This is a genomic window from Pseudoalteromonas sp. J2K-J031, assembly GCF_058197095.2.
This window is the reverse complement of record NZ_CM200279.1, coordinates 3,663,997-3,684,961: the sequence shown is the minus strand read 5'-3', so window position 1 is coordinate 3,684,961 and position 20,965 is coordinate 3,663,997. Positions and strand designations below refer to the sequence as shown.

The following is a 20,965-nucleotide window of genomic DNA, read 5'->3' as shown; positions in this document are numbered from 1 at the left end:
GTTGTTGTGCAGGTAATGGAAAACATGGCCCAAAACGCGAGTGAAGTAGTTGTTTAGCCTGTTTTAGTTGGAAAAAGTCATCGCTTTTTGTACCTTGCACGGTAAAATGCTGGGTGACTAAATTACACCCAAAAAAAGCATCCAGTACGCAGTCGGAAGCAAAATTATACTAAATCAAGGAATTAAACATGAAAATCAAACTGGTCGTGGCGGCATTGTCGTTAGTAAGCAGCACTGCATTTGCTGGTTTTAGCTTAAATAGCTTAACCGATGGCGATGGTTTACCAAGCTTAACTTCAAGTAAAACTAAAAGCTTAGGATTTACCAAAGTGGCCCTTCCTTACGCTAATACAGTGAATTATTTTGGCTATATTGATAAAGATTCAAAACCTGATGAAACCATTAAAGGTAAAGATGCCTATTATCTTTATATTTGGGTACCTGCCGCACTTGATGAATTAGGTGTGCGCATGATTTCACCCGTGGGTGATTTAGCGAAACCAGAAAAAAGTGATTTTGTGCAAAGCGGTTTTGCAGACAAATTAACAGCCGATAAAGAGAAATGGTTTGATACGTGGATCCGTGTTGAGCGCATGGATGTTATTAGCCCTGACCAAATTAAAGATGCAAAGTCAGTGTTCAGTGTGCTTGATACCGATGATGATGGCGATGATACTTATGAAGAAAAACGCCATGCAAAATATAACTCATTAACACGTATTGAATCACAAGTAAGTAAACCAGAAAAAGCGTTAGTGCGCGGTTTGTATCGTGTTGCGTTTACGACCTATAAAACCGGTAAAGTTGAAGGCTCGTTTGTTGCAACCGTTGGCTCGAATGTTCCAGGAATAACAATGGCAACATCCTTGGCTGAGTTACATAAAGCCGTCAATAAGTAATTTTAAAACTGGATAATCAATCTGTTTAAGGTGGTTTTTTCAATATTAACGGTGTGAATAAACGAGGAATAAGCCCATTATGGGCGCGTCAATTCGCCAGTCAGTTAACTGAATCAAACAGGTTTGTGCGGGGCTAATACTGAAAAGGTTAGCCCTTTTTTTATATTTTTATCAGATAACGACCCCTCGAAACTCATTTTGTAGACACTAATCGGTTGGCTTAAAACGTTGCGCTTATGAAATTTAGAACTAGGTTTTGAGTTAGGAGCATTTTTTGAGTACTGCGTATGTGTCGTTTTTTAACCTATAGTGGCCCGGCCACGTTGATGTCACCCTTAATTTTTGAAGCTGAAAATTCGCTTATCATGCAGTGTAAATACGCTCAAAAACGCAAAGTACCGACTAATGCGGATGGCTTTGGATTAGGGTGGTATGCCACGCATGATGACCCAATTCCCGCGACCTTTGTGAGTGTTGACCCAGCATGGAGCAATCGGAATTTAAAAAGCATCGCTCAAAAGGTTAAGACGGGCCATTATTTTGCACATATTCGTGATGCCTCAGAGGGGATGCCCGTTAGCCAAGCTAATTGCCACCCATTTCAGTGTATGCATTATTTGTGGATGCATAATGGGCGGTTAGATTTGTTTGATAGTTTCCGTCGTGATTTGCTTAATGGTTTGTCCGATCGTGCTTTTGCCTTAGTTAAGGGGAATACCGACTCTGAATATGCTTTTGCTTTATTTATGGATAAGTTAGGGTTTAAAGCGAATGCCAGCGCTGAAGACTTAGCGCAGGCAATGATAGAAACAATTCGTGAAATTATGCTTATTCGTAAAGCTGCTGGCGCTGATATTAATGCCTTTATCAACTTTGCCGTGACAGATGGCTTTCATACCATAGCAACACGTTTTGCAACGCTTGAATCAGAGCGGCCTGCGTCATTGTTTTTTGCCAAAGGAGAGTTGACTCAGCAACAAGGAGAAGTGGACATCATCGTAAGCGATGTGCCAGAGCGTCAAAGCATAATGATTTGTTCTGAGCCATTTACTGAAGAAGATGAGCAATGGGTTAAAGTGAGGCGTAATCATATTGTGATTGCGCACGGCAATGTGAGTGTGATGCAAATGCCAATCGATTTGCCTTATCAAATTAACCTCTAGCTTTTAGCTGACCAGATGCTTGTTGTATCAAAAAAACGCTTTACACCTCGCTCCACTGCCTGAGTAAATTATGGTACACGCCAGCAAGGCGAATAAGTTCGGGTTGTTGTGAGTCTGCAGCTCGTAATGCTTGAATACTATTATCAAGGTCAAACAAAATACGGCGCTGATCATCTTGGCGAATTAAACTTTGGATCCAAAAAAAACTGGCAAGCCGCTGGCCTTCTGTAACGGGGGTAACATGGTGCAAACTCGTTGAGGGGTAAATCACCATATCACCTGCCGCAAGTTTTACTCGCTGTTCGCCATAGGTATCTTGAATTACCAGTTCGCCGCCTTGATAGCTTTCTGGCTCACTTAAAAATAAAGTGGCTGATACATCTGTTCTGAGTTTATTACTTTGATTGCGTTGATTTGCAGGGAGATTAAATGTGCGAATTGCGTTATCAACATGGTTGCCAAACGTGCCACCTTGTTGGTAGCAATTAAACATGGGCGGAAAAATAATATTCGGTAATGCTGCAGCGGTAAATAAAGGATTATCGGCTAAGCGCGCTAAAATAAAATGGCCAATTTCAATCCCTATGGGATCTGTTTGGGGAAGCTGTAAGTTATGTTTGCAGCCTTTAGCTAAGTGGCCGGCAGTGTGTTGACCATCAACCCAATGGGTGCTGGCGAGCATATCACGGCATTCAATTACTTGTGATTGAGATAATACTCCTGGAATTTTAACTAACATGCTTGGCCTTATTAAGTGTGTACGATCATGATTTGTGGTGAAAGCTAAAACAAAGAAGGCGGCAAAGTGCCGCCTTACTAAGGTTCATTACTTAGAATTGATAACGAACAGTTAGCTTCATAGTACGAGGGTTACCTGGGCGGAAGTGGCCACGGGCACTGTAATCAGTCACGTATTCTTCATCGGTTAAGTTATCAATATTCAACTGCAGTGCTAGTTTGTCGGTGACATCATAACCCGCCATGGCATTAAATACTGTTTGGCTGCCCGTATCAAAATAAGCCATGTTACGACGCCAATAGATATTACCTGATGAATATTGTGCGCCCGCACCAAAGCTTAGTTTGTCTAATTCATAATTAAACCAAACGCTTGCCGAGTTTTCTGGGGCTGAACTTAACCCGTTGCCTTGTGTCTCTGGGTTAAAGTCTTTGGTAATTTCGCTGTCTAAATGGGTATACGTTGCAAGTACATTAAGTTGCTCTGTAATTGCACCATTGGCCGAAAACTCAAAACCTTTAGACTCTTGCTCACCTGCTAAGAAATAGCCGCCTTCATCATTGGTATCAAGTACGGTTTTTTCGGTTAAGAACAATGCAGCACTTACCTGTAACTTAGCGTCCATTAAATCCCATTTAGCGCCTAACTCGTAACTTTTAGCTTCTTGTGGGTCAAGGTTTGATACTTCAGTAATGCTTTCTAAACTGCGGCCTGTAAACGCTAAATCGCCACCTGAAGGGTCCTGAGAATTGGCGATACCCACATAATAACTTGTATTGGCATTTGGCTTATAGGCAACAGATGTATTCCAGCTAAAGAAGTCACCTTGTGCCGTTAGGTCATCAACTAGTACATTAACACGATTACCATCAATAACTTGGCGCACATAAGCTGAACCTTGCGCTTCGTAATCTTCATAACGCGCACCGATTGTGGCGATCCAATTATCATTAAATGTTAAGCTGTCGAGTGCATAAAGCGCAAAACCAGTACCTTCAACGTTGGTTGATTCGCCAGTACGGTTAATTGCACCTGTATAAAGCATGTCTGGGCGCGGTGCATTTAAATCAACAAAATTTGACTCAAGCTTAGTTTCATTAAGCTGGGTATAATGGGTGTTTTTTTCTTGGTAATATTCAGTACCCACAACAATATCATGCTTAACCGTGCCAGTTTCAAGGTGAATAATGGCATCAAATTGCGTTACAAACAGTTCATTTTTTTTATCAATACCTTGAGTCCAATCAATGTCGATTTGATTAAAATAGGTGCGCTCGCGAGTTTCAGGGTCGCGGGTGCTACGAAACAATGGGCGACTTAAGACAGATTGTTTTTCATTGCTACCAAAGCGAGTTTGGCTGCGAAGTAAAACGTTATCTGCAAATTGATGCTCGATAAGTAGTGTGGCTAGATTGACCGACACATCTTCAAAATCACGTTTGGCAACACCGTAATAGTTATCCCAGTACTTTGTTGCTATTGGGCCTTCTTTATAACCAAGTTGCGATGAAATATCACTCGTAACCCAAGGTAGTCCTAACATTGGGTTATTATCTTGTTTCATATGAAGCAAGTCAGCAGTCAGAGCTGTTTTGTCATTAAAATCAACACGCAAAGAAGGCGCGATAGCCGTTGTTTGGTATTCTTCAACGCCGTTATTAAAGGCGTCGCCACCTTGTGTATACAAGCCATTAATGCGTAAAGCGACTTTTTTATTTAACTGTGTATTGTGATCTAGAGTGGTACGTAAACGCTCAGCATCATCAAAGCTTGCTTCTACCGTGCTAAACTCGTCTTGCTCGGCACGTTTAGAGACTAAATTAACGCTACCGCCTGATGAACCTTTACCGGTAATGCTTGAGCTTGCACCTTTTGTAACTTCAAGTTGTTCAAAGTTAAACATATCGCGCGAATAACCAGCGATATCACGAATACCATCGATATAAATATTTTCACTGGCGCTAAAGCCACGAATAGTAATTTTGTCGTTAGTGGTAATGTTGCCACCACCACCTTCACCAGCGCCAAAAGTTGATACGCCCGCAACGTTACGCAGTGCATCATTTAAGCTGGTTACACCTTGGTCTTTTAATACTTGTTCATTCACTACTGTAATGGTTTTTGGCGTATTTAAGAGTGAAGTTTGATATTTTTCAGAAGACGCTTTTTCGACTTTATAATCCTCTTTTTTTTCTTCTTTTACCGCTGTAGTTGCTAGTTCTTTCACTTCAGTATTGGCTTGTGCTTGTAAGCTTATTGAGGCTACGCCAAGCGCAATCGCTTGAACCATCAATTTTTTTGTGAAAGGTAATGTGGGGCTTTGTTTAACAACTCGCATAAATTCTCCGCGCGCAAATGATAATTATTATCAGTAGTGTTTAAATTGTTGCGTATGTTAATGTTAATAGTTATCATTTACAACTAGTGAGTTAAATTTAACTTAATATTTATCTGTTCGGAACATAAAACGTTAATGGCAATTTTAAACGCAAAATTTAGGCAAAAAGTTTTAAGTCATACGATGTGGTTGAGCGCTGTGATAGCCGTATCAGGTAGCTTGCCATTAAATGCTAACCCTGTTGCAGAGGCGGATGGATTAGTGCAGCAGTGGCTCAATTTATCTGGGCAGCAAAGTGCACTTAAAGCCTATTGGCACGAGCAGCAGCCGATTTTGCAACAACGCATTGCGTTATTAAAACAAGAAGAAATCCAACTCAAAACCATGCTTGAGCAGAATAAAAGCAAAGGTAGTGATGTGGAGCAAAAGCGGTCTGAACTTTTAGCATTACAAACCAATATGGAAAAAGATCAGGCTCAGCTAAAAAGCTGGTTAGCAGTACAGTTTAGTGCTGTGAGTAACTTACATGATCGTCTCCCACCCCCTTTAGCACAGCAATGGCAGAGCATGCTGCAAGAAACCGATCTGACGCAAGCAAGTGAAGGTGATAAGTTGGCCTTGTTGCTGAGTTTGTTTAATAAACTCAATGAGTTTGATCAGCGTGTTGCATTTGTGCAATCGACCATTATCACATCGGATCAACAAGAAAAATTAGTAAAACAATTGTACTTAGGCATTGCCAGAGGTTGGTATATCAGCCTTGATGGTCAAGAGGTATTTGAAGGAATAGCAACGGATCAGGGGTGGATCTGGCAAGAAAATAAAGCGCTAGATCCGGCAAAGATCAGCTCGGCAATCGCGATGATCGAACAGCAAGGGGAGGCTGAATTTGTGCGTTTGCCCATGCAGATCAATTCACGTGATGGGTTATTAAAGATGGATTTGGGTCATGAATAAACTAATTATAGTGGCTTTTTTGCTTGTATATACAGCTTTAGCACAGGCTGCGAGTAACGATGTGGCCCAAAGCCTAGTTAATGATATCCAACAAGCCCAGCGTACGTTAAAACAAACAGAACAAAGTATTGCAAAAGACAGCGCTCAGCTACAGCAGCAATTGAGCCTATTAGAAAAGTCAGTATTAACGTTGCAAGATAAAACAGCGGTTGCACGCCGTGCAGCGGATGAGCAAACGCTGAGTTTTGAAACTTTACAAGCGCGTTTACGTGATTGGCAACAGCAACACAGTTATCAAAGTAATTTATTACAGCGTTTTATTCAGCAGCAGGGCGTAAAACCAACTACAAGCCAAGCTGATTTTGCTGCGACATTAGCATTAGTTGAAACGCAGTTGATTGCCTTGAGTCAAAAAAGTGCCCCGCAGTGGCAGTCGCAACAAGTTGCCATGCTTGATGGGCAGTTGAAACAACTCAAGACATTAACGGTTGGACCAATGCATTGGTTTGTTGATACCGCACGCGAGCACGCTGGTATTTATCAAATTAGTCAGGGTATTGCCCAAGTAGCATTAAATTTTTCAGCCAGTGATAGCCAAGCATTGCTTGCCTTATTAAATGAAGGGCAGGGCGAAGTGCTCTTTGACCCGACTCTTGAGCGGGCGATGACGCTGCAAGTATCACAAGAGTCGGTACTTGATCACATTAAAAAAGGCGGCGTTTGGGTGTTACCAATTTTAGCTTTTGGTGTTTTTGCACTGTTCATTTCATTCGCCAAGGCGTTACAGCTATGGCGTTTACCGAGTATTTTGCCAGCGCTTAGTACACGTTTGGCGCACATATTTAGTTTACCAAACGAGCAAGTCAGCACTGAGTTATCTAAGTTACAGCAACAAGCTGGTGAACATGCAGGCAGTATGCAGCATGAGCTATTAACAATCAGCTTAAACACTGAAGTGGGACCTAGTCGAGATGACCAATTATTTGCTGCGTTGTTACATCACAAGCATAAATTAGAGTACTGGCTTGGTGCGATAGCAATTACGGCCGCAGTATCGCCGTTGCTTGGGCTACTAGGTACCGTAAGCGGCATGATTGAAACATTTAAATTAATGACGTTGTTTGGCGCAGGTGATGCGGCGGCCGTATCGGGTGGTATTTCCGAAGCGCTAGTTACCACTGAGCTTGGTCTAGTGGTCGCCATTCCGGCGCTGTTATGCCATGCATTATTATCGCGCCGCGCTAAAACCTATTACGGCGAACTCGAAAGCTGCGCCGTTAATCTTAGTCAGTTAAATGCGCATTCATCTTCAACTTGGCAAGAGGCGGCATAAATGGAATTTCAATCGTTTGATAATGGCGTTGTTTGGGCCATTTTAGTGTTGGCGTTGTTTGTTTATTACAAATTAAGCTTATTTATAGTGGTGCTCCGTGGGCAAAGCTCGCGCGCAAGCGATCAGCAATGGCTCGAAACATTACGCTGTTTAATCAATGCCTTGCCGTTGCTTGGGCTGCTTGGCACCATTATGGGCTTGTTACAATCTTTTTTTGCCATGTCACAAGGTGGCAGTTTATCGGCCAGTAGTGTGCTGACCCAAGGAATAGCCAATGCGCTTTGGACTACTCAGTTGGGTTTGGTGCTGGCGGTGCCTGCATGGTTATTGCTGAGTTATTTTAATAACTTATTAGTGAAAGAGAGCTTGGCAAATGCGCGCTAATTTACAAAAAAGGTTAGAGCAACAACAGCAGCACATTGATTTATCGCCTTTGCTGGATGTGGTGTTTATCTTGCTGATTTTTTTTATTGTTACGACCGTTTTTGTTAAAGAAACGGGTGTTGAGGTAGATAAACCCCAAGCACTGTCTACTCAAAAACTAGATCGTAATGTCATTATGATTGCCATCACCAACAACGGCGAGGTGATGTATGACAGCAGTAATATTACAGTGGCAGGAGTGCGAAATACCGTGTCACAACTACTAAAAAATCGCCAGCAACCTGTCGTTATTCAAGCTGATAAACAAGTGCCAACGGAATTGTTAGTGCAAGTGATTGATGAAAGTAAGCTCGCTGGCGCAAGCAGCGTTAACATTGCGACTGTGCTGTAAATGCGCCTAAAACGACATCATTTTTATGCGGTATTGTTGAGTTGCTTATTATTGTGCAGTGCGGTTTCGCTGCTTTTTATCAACCAATGGTTAGGTAATACGTTGCAGCAAAAAGTGGAGGTGCGACAAGTGCACACTGTAAGTTTGCCACCTCCGCCTCCACCGCCGCCAGTTCAGCAACAAACCGACGTGCCAGTACAGGCGATGACCTTAGCGGTGTCAGGCCAAGGTGCTGCATTAAACTTAAGCTTAGTGCCACCCGTCAAAGTCGAAATGTTAGCGCCTGAGCCTGTACTTATGACTCAGGCACCTACAGATTGGCAATCTGCCTTAGATATTGATTGGCAAGCATTTGGCCTAGATGAATTAGATGGCTTACCGCAATTGCTAACGTCAATTAAGGCGATCTTTCCCAATAGTTTGGTTCGCCAAGGGGTGTTGCAAGTGGTGGTTAAACTCGATGTATTTATTGATGAGCAAGGCTTAGTGAGCTTAATTGCAATAACTGAAAACCCCCACTCTGAGTTGGTCAGTAGTATTCATAACATCGTTAAAACATCACGTTTTAGTGTGCCTAAAAAAAATGGCCAAGCGGTCAAAGCCCGCTTTATTTGGCCTGTGGAATTTAAAAAGTCATGAAATTAAATAGTGTAATGTGGGTGCTGGTTGCCGTGTCAATGCGTCTTGAGGCGCAAAGCACTGCAGAACCTCAATTAAACTCGGTGCCTTATGCCCAAGTGCAAATTAAGATGCCTTCACCGAATTGGGTCTTTGAAGCCGATAGTGTTTTAATTCCTAATAATGAGGCCAAGTTAGCGGTGTCTGAGCAGTATTTAGCAGAGCAGCTCAAGCCGTTATTAGCTAAGCAAGATTATCACGCAGCCGTAAAGGTTATTGAAAGACATCAAAAAATTGAAAAAAGTGCGGCGTTATTACAGCTCAGTGGCCAAGTTTATTTAGCACTTGGTCAATTAGATAAGGCGCAAGCAGTATTGAAGCAGGCGCTGACACTTGAGCCCGGATTGAGCCGTGTACACCGAAGTTTGGCGGTGATTTATTTACAGCAGCAACAGATAGACCTTGCACAACAGCATTTGGCTCAGACCATTGCTTTAGGCCAATACGATGCGCAAGTTTTTGGTCAGCTTGGCTATTTAAATTTGCAGGCGCAGCAACCTTGGGGGGCGGTCAGTGGTTATCAAAATGCCTTGTTACTTGAGCCAACTAACCAACAGTGGCAGCACGGTTTATTAGCCGCGCTCGTGCAATCGCAGCAGTTGCAAAGTGCGCAAGCATTGGTGGGTGAATTGCTCGGTAAAGCGCCTGATAACCAAGCTTTATGGCTGCGCCGTGGTCAAATAGCGCTGGGATTACAGCAATATCAGCAGGCATTGGCAAGTTTTGAGGTGGCTAATCGCTTAGGTGATAATGCGATAGAAAACACTATATTAATGGCGCAATTGCATTTGCAGTATGGCTCAATTGGTAAGGCCAGTACCTTGCTTGGCCAAGTATTAAGTACTCATCCACTTCAATTTGATACTGTGCAAAATGCGATTGCATGGTTAATTCAAAACAATAATTTTACCGAAGCTGAGGCGCTTTTAAACCAGCTCAGTCAGCCAAAACAGTTAAGTCCGATGTTGCAAAGCCAATTTTATGCATTCAAAGGGCAAGTGGCATTGGCGCAAAAAAATTCTGAGTCAGCTCTGAGATTTTATAATCAAGCTCTTGAGCTCAATGCGAACAATGGCCAAGTTTTAATTGCATTAGCAGAGCATTTTGCTCAGCTACAGTTGTATAGCCGAGCTGAGTTGTATTTTATTCGGGCTGCCGCCTTAAGTGAAACGCAAGAGCAAGCGTGGTTGGGTCATGCTCAGCTAGAAATTAATCAACGTGATTACACCAGTGCGATTGTCTTGCTAAATAAAGTATTAAAAGCAAACCCAACTCGTAGCGATCTAAAAAATAACCTTGAGATTTTACAGCGTTTAAGTAACCAGCAATCATGAACTCATTAACTACTATTCCTGCTGATATCGCGTGCTTGGCCGATTATCAGCGTTATGCAGAGCAAATATTACCCTCATCAGCTTGGCACTATATTGATGGCGCTAGTGCTGATGAATTAACAAAACGCGCAAACGAAGGTGCTTTTAGTCGCTGGCAGTTATTGCCGCGGGTCTTAAGTGGTGTAACCGAAATAAATACTGATGTGAACTTGCTTGGGCAGCGGCATCAATTTCCCATATTGCTCGCCCCAGTTGCGTATCAGAAGTTAGCTCATTCAAGTGGTGAAGTTGGGAGTATGCAAGGCGCTGCTGCACAGGATGTTGGGTATATTCTAAGTACTTTATCCAGTTCAGCTCTTGAAGATGTTATTGATTATAAACAAAGTGCAGAGTGTTGGTTTCAGTTGTATGTACAACCAGATTGGCACGATACTCTGGCACTTATTGAGCGTGCAGAGTGCGCGGGATACAGTGCATTAGTCATCACTGTTGATGCACCTATCAATGGGTTGCGTAACCGAGAGCAGCGTGCAGGGTTTGTTTTACCTGCAGGCATTAGTGCGGTCAATATTACACCTTCATCGGCTTTTGAGGGGTTGCAGGGATGTTTAAATGCGGCACCGACATGGCATACCATCAGCAAAATAAAGGCAGTAACACGCTTACCTATTATTTTAAAAGGGATTATTACTGTTGAAGACGCCCTGCTAGCAAAAGAGCATGGCGCAGCTGGGATTGTGGTGTCTAATCATGGCGGGCGAGTGCTTGATACCATGGCGCCAAGTGTGATGATGCTTTCGCTGATCCGTCAAGCTGTGGGTGATGATTTTTTAATTTTATGTGACAGTGGGATCCGCCGTGGCAGCGATATTTTTAAAGCACTGGCGCTGGGCGCTGATGCCGTATTGATTGGTCGTCCATTGATGTACGCCCTAGCTACGGCAGGACCGCTCGGTGTAGCGCATATGTTACGGATTTTAAAAGATGAATTACAACTTACAATGGCATTGTGTGGCTGTGCCAGTATTGCGGATATTTCAACTAAACATTTAATAACATTTCAAACATAATCAAATTAAATGCCTAATTAAGTGGTGCTTCATTAGGCATTTTTCACTTCATTAATTGTAACCTAATACAAATCTAGGTTCAGTGGTAACACCACCATTAGACTGTTCGCTAAATTGTTCTTTTAACGCTTCAAGTTGTTGTTCTTGATGTGAAAATAAATTAAGAACCTCAGTGCGATACTGGCTGTTGCTTTCAAATAGAGCTTGGTCGACAGCAGGATAAAAGCTTTCTAATTTTTGACATAACGAAATATGATTCATGTATTCTTCCTCATTATTTAAGTTGCATATTAAAACAGCATTTTTTATACCAAAAGTTAATTAACTGTTTTTAAACAACTTGTTTGTTAGGTTGATTGTAGTGCAACGCAAAATGCAATGGTTTTGTGCGTTTTTTGCCAGCTTGGTGCAGTGGCAAAAATAAATTATAGTAAGGCAATCTATTGAGCACAAAGTTATTATGATGATCGCGCCATTTTCCCAAGCCTGTGAAAACAACAAAAGAGCCATTGTTGCACAATTAAAAACGGTTTTTTCTACGACAAAAAAAGTGCTTGAGATTGGTTCTGGAACGGGCCAGCACGCGGTATTTTTTGCCGCTCAGTTACCCCATTTAATTTGGCAGCCCACAGATTTAGCAATTAATCATGACGGTATTAACGCTTGGCGCAATGAACAACCAAGCCCAAATTTACAGCCACCTCTTGAATTAGATGTCAGCACCCAATGGCCCGTTAGCCAAGTGGATGGCATGTTTAGCGCAAATACTTTACATATTATGAGCTGGGAATTGGTTAAATTGTTTTTTCAAGGTGTGGGTCAGCACCTTGTTTTAAGCGGGAAGTTGGTTGTGTATGGGCCATTTAAATATCAAGGTCAGTTTACAAGTGAAAGTAATGCGCAGTTTGATCTTTGGCTCAAAGCACATGATAGTGCGCGAGGGGTTCGAAATATAGAAGACGTTGTACAACTGGCTCAATCGGTTGGGCTTGTGTTACTCAGTGATACGGCAATGCCAGCGAATAATCAGCTTTTAGTATTTGAAAAACAGCATGCAGTAGGTTAAAGCTACTTGTGCTGTTTTTTATCTTTTAAGCGCATAAATAAATCAGCGCTTACTAAGCCTATAGGCATCAACGCTAATAAATTAAACACAGGTGCGAAATACACGATTGCAATGCCAAAATCGACAGAGGATTGGCTTCCAGAGCGTGAAAAAAGCAAAAGAGTGTCGAGTATTGCAGGTAAAAGAGCGCCACAAAAAGCAAGATGATACCGCTTAGTGAAGTAAAAATAGCCACAGATTAAATAGGGCAACCAAGCAACAATTAAAAATGGGCTATGAATTGTGAATAGCGGTGGGATTAGCCCGTAAATTAATAAGGTTCTTGCTTTTCTTTCCATCTCAAATTCCATTTTATTTAGGGTAGGGGTTATTTAAGGCAAGTTATGTTCCCAATATGCGTGTTAACATAATTTACTTTGACAGCATTGGCTATTAAAATTTTTTCACATCAGTGCTAGATAGCCGATTTTCAACGCTGTTAGCGTTCAAATAGCTACCAGAGAAAGATTTTTATCTAATGCCTAAGCTTGTTACTCTTTCTTAAATGGCAATAAACTCAAGCATTGTTGTTGATAATGTAGCATTTGCTGGCGTTCTTGTTGAAAAAAAGAGCCAATCGCGCGGCTAAAATCTGGATGGCTAAAGTAATGATTTGAGTAAGTGAGCACCGCTTCAAAACCTCGCATTATTTTGTGCTCGCCCTGAGCCCCAGCATGAAAACACGTTAATTTGTGTTTAATGCAATATTCAATACCTTGGTAGTAACACAATTCAAAATGTAAAAAGTCATAATCTTCTTTAGCGCCCCAATAACGGCCAAATAAAGTGTGCTGGTTTTTTAAGCAAAGTGTAGCGGCAATAACCTCATGGTCTTTTTTTGCCAGCATGACTACCAGCTGATTGGGCATAGAGCGATGTAACTGTTCAAAAAAATCTTGGTTAAAGTACCCTAAATGGCCTGAGCGTTTTAAATAAGTATTTTGATAAAACGTGGTAAATTGCGCCATCAGATCGTTGCTGATTTGATCCCCTTCTAACCATTCGATGTGAATGTTGTCGGCCAGTGCTTTTTGTCGCTCTTTTTTAACCGTTTTACGCCTTCTGGCGGTAAAGCGCGCTAAAAAATCGTCAAAGTTGTGATAGTTTTGATTAAACCATTGAAATTGAACACCAATGCGCTGCATGACAGGAATTGTTGCAAATTGATCGCTATGAGATTGAGGTAAAAAATTAATATGCCAGCCTGACCAACCTTGCTGCTGGCAGGTGGTTGTGAGTACTTGATTTATATAATGAATGAGTTCGTCATTAAGCTCTGCACAGCCAATGCGGTTGCCGCAAATCGGGCTAAAAGGAACTGCGCAAATCCATTTGGGATAGTACTCAATATTGTGCTGTTGGTATGCATCTGCAAAAGACCAATCAAACACATATTCGCCATACGAATGCGTTTTTAAATAACCCGGTAGTAAGGCAACAAGTTGCATCTGGTGATAAATCAGTAAGTGGCGACCATGCCAGCCTGATGCACTGTTTGCTGCTTGGCTTTGTTGGCAGGCAAGCAAAAATGCGTGGCTAACAAATGGGTCGCCATTGAGCAGTGCGTCCCAAGTGTCTGCCTTGACTAGGGTGAGGTCATCAATAAATTCAAACTGAAACATAGCAGCAAAGTAGTGACTGAGTTGGTTGGTGTATTTTACACTTTAAGTTGAGCAAGGCACTGCGTTAATTTTTTTAAATCAAGAGGTTTTGCCAAATGAGCGTTAAAGCCAACCTCGAGTGCATAGGCTTTATCCTCAGGCATAACATTGGCCGTTAGGGCGACAATTGGCAGGTGTTGCCACTGGGCTTGCGCTCTTATTTGTTTGGTTGCTTCATAGCCATCAAGTACAGGCATTTGGCAATCCATTAATATCAGGTCGAATTGCTGAGTGTTAAGCAGCGCTATTGCTTCTGCTCCATTGTTGGCAAGGGTGCTTTCGATTGAGAGCGTTTTGAGCATTTCAATAATAACAATTTGGTTTATTGGGTTATCTTCGGCCACTAAAATACGCATGCCTTTAATGTCTGCGGCAATGGGTTTTTCGGCTTCGACTTGCGGCTCACAAATTGGCAAGTTGAATATAAAGGTAAATGTACTGCCTTCATTTTCTTCACTTGATATGGTGATATTTCCCTTCATTAAATGGCTGAGCTCTTGGCTGATTGTTAAGCCTAATCCTGTGCCACCAAATCGACGAGACGTTGAGTCATCGGCTTGGGTAAAGGCATCAAACAGTACTTTTAAGTTTTCAGCTTTTATTCCAATTCCGCTATCTGAGACGGCAATTTCTAACTGAGCGCGGCTATTTTCAATGCACACAGCGCTGGCAGTTAGCTTGATAAAGCCATCATGAGTAAACTTTATGGCATTGCCGCATAGGTTAATTAATATTTGCTCAATTCGTGTCGGGTCACCGACATACCATTGTTGTTCGGGCAGTTGAGTATCAACTTGCCAATGTAGTGCTTTTTGTGTGGCGATGGGTTCAAAAATAGTGCTTACACGATTAATTAAGGCAGCTAAATCAAATGGAATGTGTTCAAGGATTAGTTTTTCTGATTCAATTTTAGAAATATCAAGAATGTCATTAACGATATTGAGCAGCGTATTAGATGATAGGGATATTTTGTCTATATACGAGCCAAGCACGTTTACATCGTCGGTTTGTTTGGCTAACTGCGAAAAACCAATCACAGCATTAAGAGGCGTGCGAATTTCATGGCTCATATTAGCTAAAAAACGGCTCTTTGCTTTGTTTGCTTGTTCGGCTTGGGTGCGGGCAAGTTCTAAGTCTTGGGTCTTAAGGGTGACTAAATGATTTAAAATAGTCTGACGATTATTCATTAACAGGGTTAATAAAATAATAAATGAGATCACAACTATCTGAAAAACATACAGCATCGGTGCAAAGTTATTGGGATCATGCGCTAAAAACTCGCTTGTTGGTTGCAAATTCATTAACCATGTTTGGCCTGCAAAATTAAAGGTTAGCGACCAAACATTGGTTTTGCCTAGTAGTTGCAGAGACTGTTCGGGGTGGTCAGTGGTGGTTGTTAGATTGGTTAAAAACGGTATTTTTTTACTTGGCTCATAAATTTCAAAGTGAAACATTTTTTGCTGTTGCTGCGTCATTGCTTGGTTAATTAGTTTTTGCACTAAAAATACCCCAGTCGCATAACCAAATAATTCTTTTGAATGGCTTTGTGCTAAAGCGTCATATTTGCTGTTATTGGCGATAGTATAAATTGGCGCAAAGAGTAAAAAACCAGCCTCTGGCTGGGTCGATTGAACTAGCTGGATTATGCTGGTTGCTTGCGGGAACCCTGTGTGGGCGGCTTGGCTTAATACAAATTTTCGTTTTGGATCTGAATTAACATTAAACCCCACCACTGATTTGTTTGTTGCAAGCGGGGCTATTAGTTCAACGACAATTAAAGGGTCAGTATCTAACAGTTGCTGACCTCTTACGGCCACTGGCTCCCCATAATGATGTGCTAGGCGCGCTTCGAGCAGTGGTTTGTCGGTGGCGTTGATAACGGGATTCCACGACATTGCTTTAATTGATGAGTCTTGCAGCATTAAATCACTGACAAAGCGTTCAAATTTGGTTTCAGTTAATAAAGGGGTGTTTTGAAGTAGACTGGCTAAGCTATGAATTTGCACCAAGCTGCTATTAAGTTGGCGATACATGCTATTTTCAATGACTTTAACCTCTTTTTGGCTGAGTTCGAGCGCGTTAAGGTGGCTGTTTTGTGAGAAAATGAGTGTGGTAAATGTAACCGATAAACTGGCAATCACCATGGTTGAAATGATAATCCAAAACCTTTTTTTATTCGCTTCAGGATTGTTTATCAGTTGGTATAGCGCCAGTAATAATGGGGTAGCTAAGAGTACGCCAAATGAGTCGCCTAACCACCAATTGAGTACATTTAGCCAATGGTTGTCAGCGCTGTAGTTAGGATTAAACGTGCTTAATGCATAGACACCAATATTAGCTGATATGAGGTTGGTGAATATGCCTACCCCAAATACGAAAGCGATAATGTTAATACTTGAAGTGCTCAGTAGTGGATTACCAATAAAGCGCCGTAAAATAATTCCGCCCACGATTGCCTGTAGCGTTGCACCAAAGGCAATTAAACCAATTTCAAATCCTAATGATGAAGCTAAATCATTGAGTTGATTCGATGCAACAGCACTAAAATTAAAGGCACTCGATGCAATAAATACAGCGGGTGCAAATCGAATGCCCCATAAAAAAACACCAAACAGTGCAATCCCCGCAGGCAACCAGATTGATACCACTTGAGTCTGCCCTGCTAATAATGAGAAGGCTTTGCCGCTATAAAAATAAGCAATGGTTAAAAAGGCATATAACACCAGAGAATAGCGCTTATTTGACGTGTTGAGTGTTAACAAAAAAGCCCCTCGATTACGGTGTGATAGTTGGGTCATAATCAAACAAATTTTTAACGTTAGATATTGATTCTAGCACTCATTTTAAAAAGTTCAGGTTGAGGCTAGCGAATCATTCTCCTTTTCTGCTTTTGGATTACATTAGCTTGGCAATCTCTTTATATGCTGAGGTTTTATCAATAGGAGATTGAGCTGTTTTGGCAATGAGCGCTAACATTTGGCTTATTTTTTCTAACCCTTGCTGGGCTTGTGTAGGGAGTTGTTTAAATTCATCAGTATTAAAAAATTGGTTAAAGCCAAGCTGTGCATCTTTGAGTGCTTTTGCATCAAGTTGTTTGCCTTGTTCTAAACTTGAGAATAGTTGCGTGGTTTGTTGCAGCGGCTTTAAAAGGGGGTGTTCGGGTGATTCAGAGCGTAATGCGTCAGCTAAATTCCCCACAAATTGTGAAAGTTCACCTTTGGGCTCGGTTGCACTGTCATTTTGAGTGCTTACTTTGTTACTTAAATAGTGATGTTGGTCACTACTGAGTAGCCCAACGTTATGTAGTTCATTGATATAGTGTGGAATGTCATCAAAAGAAATTTTTTTATTGTGAAAAAATTGATTGTTCACCTCAAACAATTGTTTGCTGCGTTCTGAAATGTAGATTGACCCTTGCTCTGATTGCGAAGAGGGATTGTGAGTGTTGCTCTTATTGTTATCGGCACTTGCGCTAGTGGGGGTCGCTGCCTGCTGATTGGCCGTCTGGGCTGAAAAGTCAGCTTTGGGTTGCTGATATGCGCTGATTGGGTTCATAGTTGCTCATTTATTATCAAAGAGATAAGAAACTAAAGCAACTATCGTACCTAGTTGTTATTTGATTGGTTTTTAATTACTTGTTTTGGGGGTGGGGGCGGTGCAGACTTTGCGTGTGCCGTCTTTTTTCCAAAAGTCGAGTGCTGGAATTTGTACTTCCCAGACTTCGTTTGCGTTCCATACAAAGCTGTTTTGATATTTTAGTGAGAAGTATTCGTCATCATAACCTGATTTATGTCGTGCTGACTCAAAAAAAATATTATTAGCAACCGGTACGATAATCTCTTGTTGGGTCATTGACTTAAGTTGCCGACGCGTAATTTGTTTGCAAATTGGCTGATGAGGATTCTCTGGATACAAAGATGAAACAATCGCTTGTTCAATACTTTCGGTTTCTGGATTAAAGAAGTAAATACCACTTCCGATAGGAAAGCGACCTACCATAGCCAAAAACAATTGGCTGTAATTTTGGTCAAGCTCATTATTTGCCGCACTTTTACGAATGGTATCGTAGGCATCATAAATGCGGCGATAATCAAACTCAGGTTTAGTCGAAATCATAAACGAAGAGTAAACGACAGGGATTTTAAGTAACTTTTGTAATTCACCATTTTCTTTATTTTCATCGCTAAAAAACGACAACATAAACTCTAATTTATTTTTCTCGAACTCGGTGTAATCGAGCTTTTCTTGATGTGTATTAAAGCGTTGCGGTGGAATGCCTATGCCGAGCTTTAAGTAAGCGGTTGATTGTACTTTAATCGTCGCAACGAGTTTCTCTCGTTCTTCTTGTGATAGCAGTCGATAGCGATCACCGGCAAAGATCTCTTCAACTTGCGGCGAATAGCTGCCTATAGAGAGTAATAATGCCGATTTGGCGATTGGTTTGAGTACTTCTTCGCGATAGGCGGCCATTTCTTCGGGCGTGAGGCTGTTTTGTTCGATGTCCATAAAGCTGGCTTTAGGATCAGCAAACATGCCGTTCATTGCTTCGACTAAATAGCGGTTTTTAAAACCATGGGTAATACGAATTTGTTCAAATAAGGCCACGACCAAGCCAGCAATATAGATTGGCTTAAATTTTTCATTGCGGACACAGCGTATTTTTTCATCGGGCAGTGGAGTCGATAGGACTAGCGTACCTAAAAATTGGCTGAAAATTCGCTGGTTGTTGAGTAAATCCAGCATGTTGTCGGTAAGGTGGTCGAGATTTTCATAACGTTTGGTTTGAGCAATAACCATTTGTTGGCGCAGCTGGGAAAATGCTTTTTTATCGTTTTGCTCATACATGTACAGTTGATGAAGATATTTTTCTGGTGATTTTTGCCCTGCAATTTGGGGCAAGATACCATGTTCTTTTTTATATTTTTCGATAATTTCTATTTGCTGAGCATAGGCATTGAGTTTTTTTTTGTATTTACGTAACTGATCGATATCGAGAGGATATTGCTGATAAAACGCTGTGGCATCTTCAACCACTTTGCGGTGCTGCTGTTGAAATAAGCTGATTTTTTTCGACACCGCGCTGGCCATGTTGGGAATGGCTGAAAGTCGGGCTGTTTGGTAGGTTTTATTGTTTTTGTTCATACCAGAAAATAATGCCTAAGTTTGGGGTATGTGTTGCCGCTTGGCGAGAAAGCGCAATTAATTACAATAGCATAAGTGAAATAACGTTAAGCGGCAAACTTTGTCAGTATGAACAAGATGATGGAAGTGTTTAATCTTGGATGAGGATAGAAATTAAGTCCACAGTTAACGCTGTGGACTTAAAGCGTAAATTAGATGCGGCGGGCTCTAAATAAGCGACCTTTGATTTTATCTTCACCTAATTTACGTAGAGCTGGTTTGGCTGCATCGCGAGCAACTGCCACGTAAGCAAAGTTATCAAGTACAGTAATTTTACCTACTTGCTTACCGGCAATGCCGTCTTTACTGGTGAGTGCACCTAAAATATCGCCTGGGCGAACTTTTTGCTTTTTACCACCGTCAATTTGCAGTGTCACCATTAGTGGTTTCTCTGGCACTTTGTCTAATAAAGTGAATGGCGGTAGTGCTGAAAGTTCAAACTGTTTATCAAAATACTCAGAGACTGCAGCTACACGGTAGCTTTCATTATCAGTGAATAACGAATGTGCCGTACCTTTACTGCCAGCTCGGCCTGTGCGGCCAATGCGGTGTACATGGACTTCAGGATCTTGGGTAATGTGGTAGTTAATGACCATATCTAGTTCGTTGATATCGAGTCCGCGGGCGGCCACATCTGTTGCCACTAAAATCGAGATACTCTTATTGGCAAAACGGACTAAGGTTTGGTCGCGTTCACGTTGCTCAAGTTCGCCATGTAGGGCCAATACACTAAATCCACTGACAGCTAATTCATCGGCAACGGCTTGCGTTTCAACGCGTGTATTACAAAATACGACGCAGCTAACTGGCTCGTGTTTGAGTAACAATAAACGCAGAGCAGTGGTACGTTGTTTATTTTGCTCAACTTTATAAAAGTATTGGCGAATATTAACGTTGTTATGATTGCTTTCGACTTCCACTTTAATTGGATCACGCATAATGCGATTAGCAATTTGCTGAATTTTTTCAGGGAAAGTTGCACTAAAAAACAAGGTTTGGCGATCGCGAGGCATTTGGTCAATGATGGCATCAAGTGCAGCTGAAAAGCCCATATCGAGCATGCGATCTGCTTCATCAAGCACTAAGGTATTGACGTGGTTTAAATCTAGCGTGCGTCGGCTTAAGTGATCTTCAATACGACCCGGTGTGCCCACAATAATATGAGCGCCATGCTCGAGTGACCCAATTTGTGGGCCCATTGGCACCCCGCCACATAAAGCTAAAACTTTTACGTTTGGAATACCGCGAGCGAGTTTACGAATTTCTTGAGCAACTTGGTCAGCAAGTTCACGCGTTGGGCACAGTACCAGTGCTTGGATACGATATTTACGTACATCGAGGTTTTCGAGTAAACCAAGGGCAAATGCCGCGGTTTTACCTGAGCCCGTTTTAGCTTGGGCAATCACATCTTTACCTGAAAGAATGTGCGGTAAGCTTTGCGCTTGAATTGGCGTCATCGAGGTATATTCAAGTGACGTTAAGTTTTCAAGTAACGCAGGTTGTAACTTGAGTGATGAAAATGCTGATTGGCTCAAGGTGGTATCCTGTTTTGATAAGCATGGGGAAAAATTCAACCCTTATTATATCAGAGTTATTAGGTTTACTACGCAGTAAATTTAACCAAGTGTACTTGGCTGTTTCTTTTTTCCCATTTGTAGTTTTATTTTCCCCTGAATGGGAAAGGTTGGACAGTCTAAAAATAAAATACCCTTACTTTTCAGTGCTTTAATTT

At 41.6% G+C, this 20,965-nt stretch carries 19 protein-coding genes; 10 read left to right on the top strand and 9 right to left on the bottom strand.

Annotation, left to right across the window (positions count from 1 at the left end; translation table 11 throughout):
• Positions 1–188 precede the first annotated feature (188 nt).
• Together AC3KZC_RS16805 and AC3KZC_RS16800 are read left to right on the top strand one after the other, a co-directional pair.
• Entirely contained in the window at positions 189–899 is a 711-nt protein-coding gene (locus tag AC3KZC_RS16805; protein WP_490578585.1) for a LipL32 family surface lipoprotein, read from the top strand.
• Positions 900–1,225: 326 nt separating this feature from the next.
• The gene (locus tag AC3KZC_RS16800) at positions 1,226–2,062 is read left to right on the top strand and encodes a class II glutamine amidotransferase (protein ID WP_490578584.1); all 837 of its coding nucleotides are present in this window, start codon (positions 1,226–1,228) and stop codon (positions 2,060–2,062) included.
• Between the two features lie 40 nt (positions 2,063–2,102).
• On the opposite strand, the gene AC3KZC_RS16795 is transcribed toward AC3KZC_RS16800, so the two are convergent.
• Positions 2,103–2,801, bottom strand: coding sequence for a Fe2+-dependent dioxygenase (locus tag AC3KZC_RS16795; protein WP_490578583.1), 699 nt, complete (start codon positions 2,799–2,801; stop codon positions 2,103–2,105).
• 91 nt (positions 2,802–2,892) lie between these two features.
• Complete coding sequence (locus AC3KZC_RS16790) at positions 2,893–5,139, bottom strand: TonB-dependent receptor (protein ID WP_490578582.1); 2,247 nt, start codon at positions 5,137–5,139, stop codon at positions 2,893–2,895.
• 135 nt (positions 5,140–5,274) lie between these two features.
• On the opposite strand from AC3KZC_RS16790, the gene AC3KZC_RS16785 reads away from it, so the two are divergent.
• Genes AC3KZC_RS16785 through AC3KZC_RS16755 form a run of 7 tightly spaced genes read left to right on the top strand, consistent with a single transcriptional unit; the run spans position 5,275 to position 11,286 of the window.
• Complete coding sequence (locus AC3KZC_RS16785) at positions 5,275–6,096, top strand: DUF3450 family protein (RefSeq protein WP_490578581.1); 822 nt, start codon at positions 5,275–5,277, stop codon at positions 6,094–6,096.
• Complete coding sequence (locus AC3KZC_RS16780; protein WP_490578580.1) at positions 6,089–7,429, top strand: MotA/TolQ/ExbB proton channel family protein; 1,341 nt, start codon at positions 6,089–6,091, stop codon at positions 7,427–7,429. The genes AC3KZC_RS16785 and AC3KZC_RS16780 overlap by 8 nt, the downstream gene beginning before the upstream one ends.
• Positions 7,430–7,813, top strand: a complete 384-nt coding sequence (locus AC3KZC_RS16775) for a MotA/TolQ/ExbB proton channel family protein (protein ID WP_490578579.1) — start codon at positions 7,430–7,432, stop codon at positions 7,811–7,813.
• The gene (locus AC3KZC_RS16770; RefSeq protein WP_490578578.1) at positions 7,803–8,204 is read left to right on the top strand and encodes an ExbD/TolR family protein; all 402 of its coding nucleotides are present in this window, start codon (positions 7,803–7,805) and stop codon (positions 8,202–8,204) included. Before AC3KZC_RS16775 ends, AC3KZC_RS16770 begins: the two co-directional genes overlap by 11 nt.
• Positions 8,205–8,843, top strand: a complete 639-nt coding sequence (locus AC3KZC_RS16765) for an energy transducer TonB (RefSeq protein WP_490578577.1) — start codon at positions 8,205–8,207, stop codon at positions 8,841–8,843.
• Positions 8,840–10,216: a tetratricopeptide repeat protein gene (locus tag AC3KZC_RS16760; protein WP_490578576.1), complete on the top strand. Its 1,377-nt coding sequence runs from the start codon at positions 8,840–8,842 to the stop codon at positions 10,214–10,216. Before AC3KZC_RS16765 ends, AC3KZC_RS16760 begins: the two co-directional genes overlap by 4 nt.
• Positions 10,213–11,286, top strand: coding sequence for an alpha-hydroxy acid oxidase (locus tag AC3KZC_RS16755; protein WP_490578575.1), 1,074 nt, complete (start codon positions 10,213–10,215; stop codon positions 11,284–11,286). The genes AC3KZC_RS16760 and AC3KZC_RS16755 overlap by 4 nt, the downstream gene beginning before the upstream one ends.
• A 51-nt stretch (positions 11,287–11,337) precedes the next feature.
• Here the strand turns inward: AC3KZC_RS16755 and AC3KZC_RS16750 are convergent, their stop codons facing one another.
• Complete coding sequence (locus tag AC3KZC_RS16750) at positions 11,338–11,547, bottom strand: hypothetical protein (protein WP_490578574.1); 210 nt, start codon at positions 11,545–11,547, stop codon at positions 11,338–11,340.
• Between the two features lie 202 nt (positions 11,548–11,749).
• Here AC3KZC_RS16750 and AC3KZC_RS16745 point away from each other — a divergent pair, with 202 nt between their 5' ends.
• A complete protein-coding gene (locus AC3KZC_RS16745; RefSeq protein ID WP_490578573.1) occupies positions 11,750–12,352 on the top strand; it encodes a DUF938 domain-containing protein in 603 nt (200 codons plus the stop codon).
• Between the two features lie 2 nt (positions 12,353–12,354).
• Here the strand turns inward: AC3KZC_RS16745 and AC3KZC_RS16740 are convergent, their stop codons facing one another.
• The 6 genes from AC3KZC_RS16740 to dbpA form a co-directional block, all read right to left on the bottom strand.
• Positions 12,355–12,690 carry a hypothetical protein gene (locus tag AC3KZC_RS16740; RefSeq protein WP_490578572.1) on the bottom strand — a complete coding sequence of 112 codons (336 nt, stop codon included), beginning with the start codon at positions 12,688–12,690 and terminating at the stop codon, positions 12,355–12,357.
• 192 nt (positions 12,691–12,882) lie between these two features.
• Positions 12,883–14,013: a GNAT family N-acetyltransferase gene (locus AC3KZC_RS16735; RefSeq protein ID WP_490578571.1), complete on the bottom strand. Its 1,131-nt coding sequence runs from the start codon at positions 14,011–14,013 to the stop codon at positions 12,883–12,885.
• 35 nt (positions 14,014–14,048) lie between these two features.
• Entirely contained in the window at positions 14,049–16,814 is a 2,766-nt protein-coding gene (locus AC3KZC_RS16730; RefSeq protein ID WP_490578570.1) for a CHASE domain-containing hybrid sensor histidine kinase/response regulator family protein, read from the bottom strand.
• 133 nt (positions 16,815–16,947) lie between these two features.
• Complete coding sequence (locus AC3KZC_RS16725) at positions 16,948–17,607, bottom strand: hypothetical protein (protein WP_490578569.1); 660 nt, start codon at positions 17,605–17,607, stop codon at positions 16,948–16,950.
• A gap of 72 nt (positions 17,608–17,679) precedes the next feature.
• Complete coding sequence (locus tag AC3KZC_RS16720) at positions 17,680–19,194, bottom strand: hypothetical protein (protein WP_490578568.1); 1,515 nt, start codon at positions 19,192–19,194, stop codon at positions 17,680–17,682.
• A gap of 191 nt (positions 19,195–19,385) precedes the next feature.
• Positions 19,386–20,768 carry an ATP-dependent RNA helicase DbpA gene (gene dbpA, locus AC3KZC_RS16715; RefSeq protein WP_490578567.1) on the bottom strand — a complete coding sequence of 461 codons (1,383 nt, stop codon included), beginning with the start codon at positions 20,766–20,768 and terminating at the stop codon, positions 19,386–19,388.
• Between the last annotated feature and the right edge of the window lie 197 nt (positions 20,769–20,965).

Bases quoted from the DNA above. Each gene is read 5' to 3' on its own strand.
- AC3KZC_RS16790 (WP_490578582.1), bottom strand. From the start codon at position 5,139: ATGCGAGTTGTTAAACAAAGCCCCACATTACCTTTCACAAAAAAATTG.
- AC3KZC_RS16805 (WP_490578585.1), top strand. From the start codon at position 189: ATGAAAATCAAACTGGTCGTGGCGGCATTGTCGTTAGTAAGCAGCACT.
- AC3KZC_RS16760 (WP_490578576.1), top strand. From the start codon at position 8,840: ATGAAATTAAATAGTGTAATGTGGGTGCTGGTTGCCGTGTCAATGCGT.
- AC3KZC_RS16755 (WP_490578575.1), top strand. From the start codon at position 10,213: ATGAACTCATTAACTACTATTCCTGCTGATATCGCGTGCTTGGCCGAT.
- AC3KZC_RS16770 (WP_490578578.1), top strand. From the start codon at position 7,803: ATGCGCGCTAATTTACAAAAAAGGTTAGAGCAACAACAGCAGCACATT.
- AC3KZC_RS16745 (WP_490578573.1), top strand. From the start codon at position 11,750: ATGATCGCGCCATTTTCCCAAGCCTGTGAAAACAACAAAAGAGCCATT.
- AC3KZC_RS16785 (WP_490578581.1), top strand. From the start codon at position 5,275: ATGGCAATTTTAAACGCAAAATTTAGGCAAAAAGTTTTAAGTCATACG.
- AC3KZC_RS16775 (WP_490578579.1), top strand. From the start codon at position 7,430: ATGGAATTTCAATCGTTTGATAATGGCGTTGTTTGGGCCATTTTAGTG.
- AC3KZC_RS16725 (WP_490578569.1), bottom strand. From the start codon at position 17,607: ATGAACCCAATCAGCGCATATCAGCAACCCAAAGCTGACTTTTCAGCC.
- AC3KZC_RS16795 (WP_490578583.1), bottom strand. From the start codon at position 2,801: ATGTTAGTTAAAATTCCAGGAGTATTATCTCAATCACAAGTAATTGAA.
- AC3KZC_RS16765 (WP_490578577.1), top strand. From the start codon at position 8,205: ATGCGCCTAAAACGACATCATTTTTATGCGGTATTGTTGAGTTGCTTA.
- AC3KZC_RS16800 (WP_490578584.1), top strand. From the start codon at position 1,226: ATGTCACCCTTAATTTTTGAAGCTGAAAATTCGCTTATCATGCAGTGT.
- AC3KZC_RS16740 (WP_490578572.1), bottom strand. From the start codon at position 12,690: ATGGAAAGAAAAGCAAGAACCTTATTAATTTACGGGCTAATCCCACCG.
- AC3KZC_RS16750 (WP_490578574.1), bottom strand. From the start codon at position 11,547: ATGAATCATATTTCGTTATGTCAAAAATTAGAAAGCTTTTATCCTGCT.
- AC3KZC_RS16780 (WP_490578580.1), top strand. From the start codon at position 6,089: ATGAATAAACTAATTATAGTGGCTTTTTTGCTTGTATATACAGCTTTA.
- AC3KZC_RS16735 (WP_490578571.1), bottom strand. From the start codon at position 14,013: ATGTTTCAGTTTGAATTTATTGATGACCTCACCCTAGTCAAGGCAGAC.
- AC3KZC_RS16720 (WP_490578568.1), bottom strand. From the start codon at position 19,194: ATGAACAAAAACAATAAAACCTACCAAACAGCCCGACTTTCAGCCATT.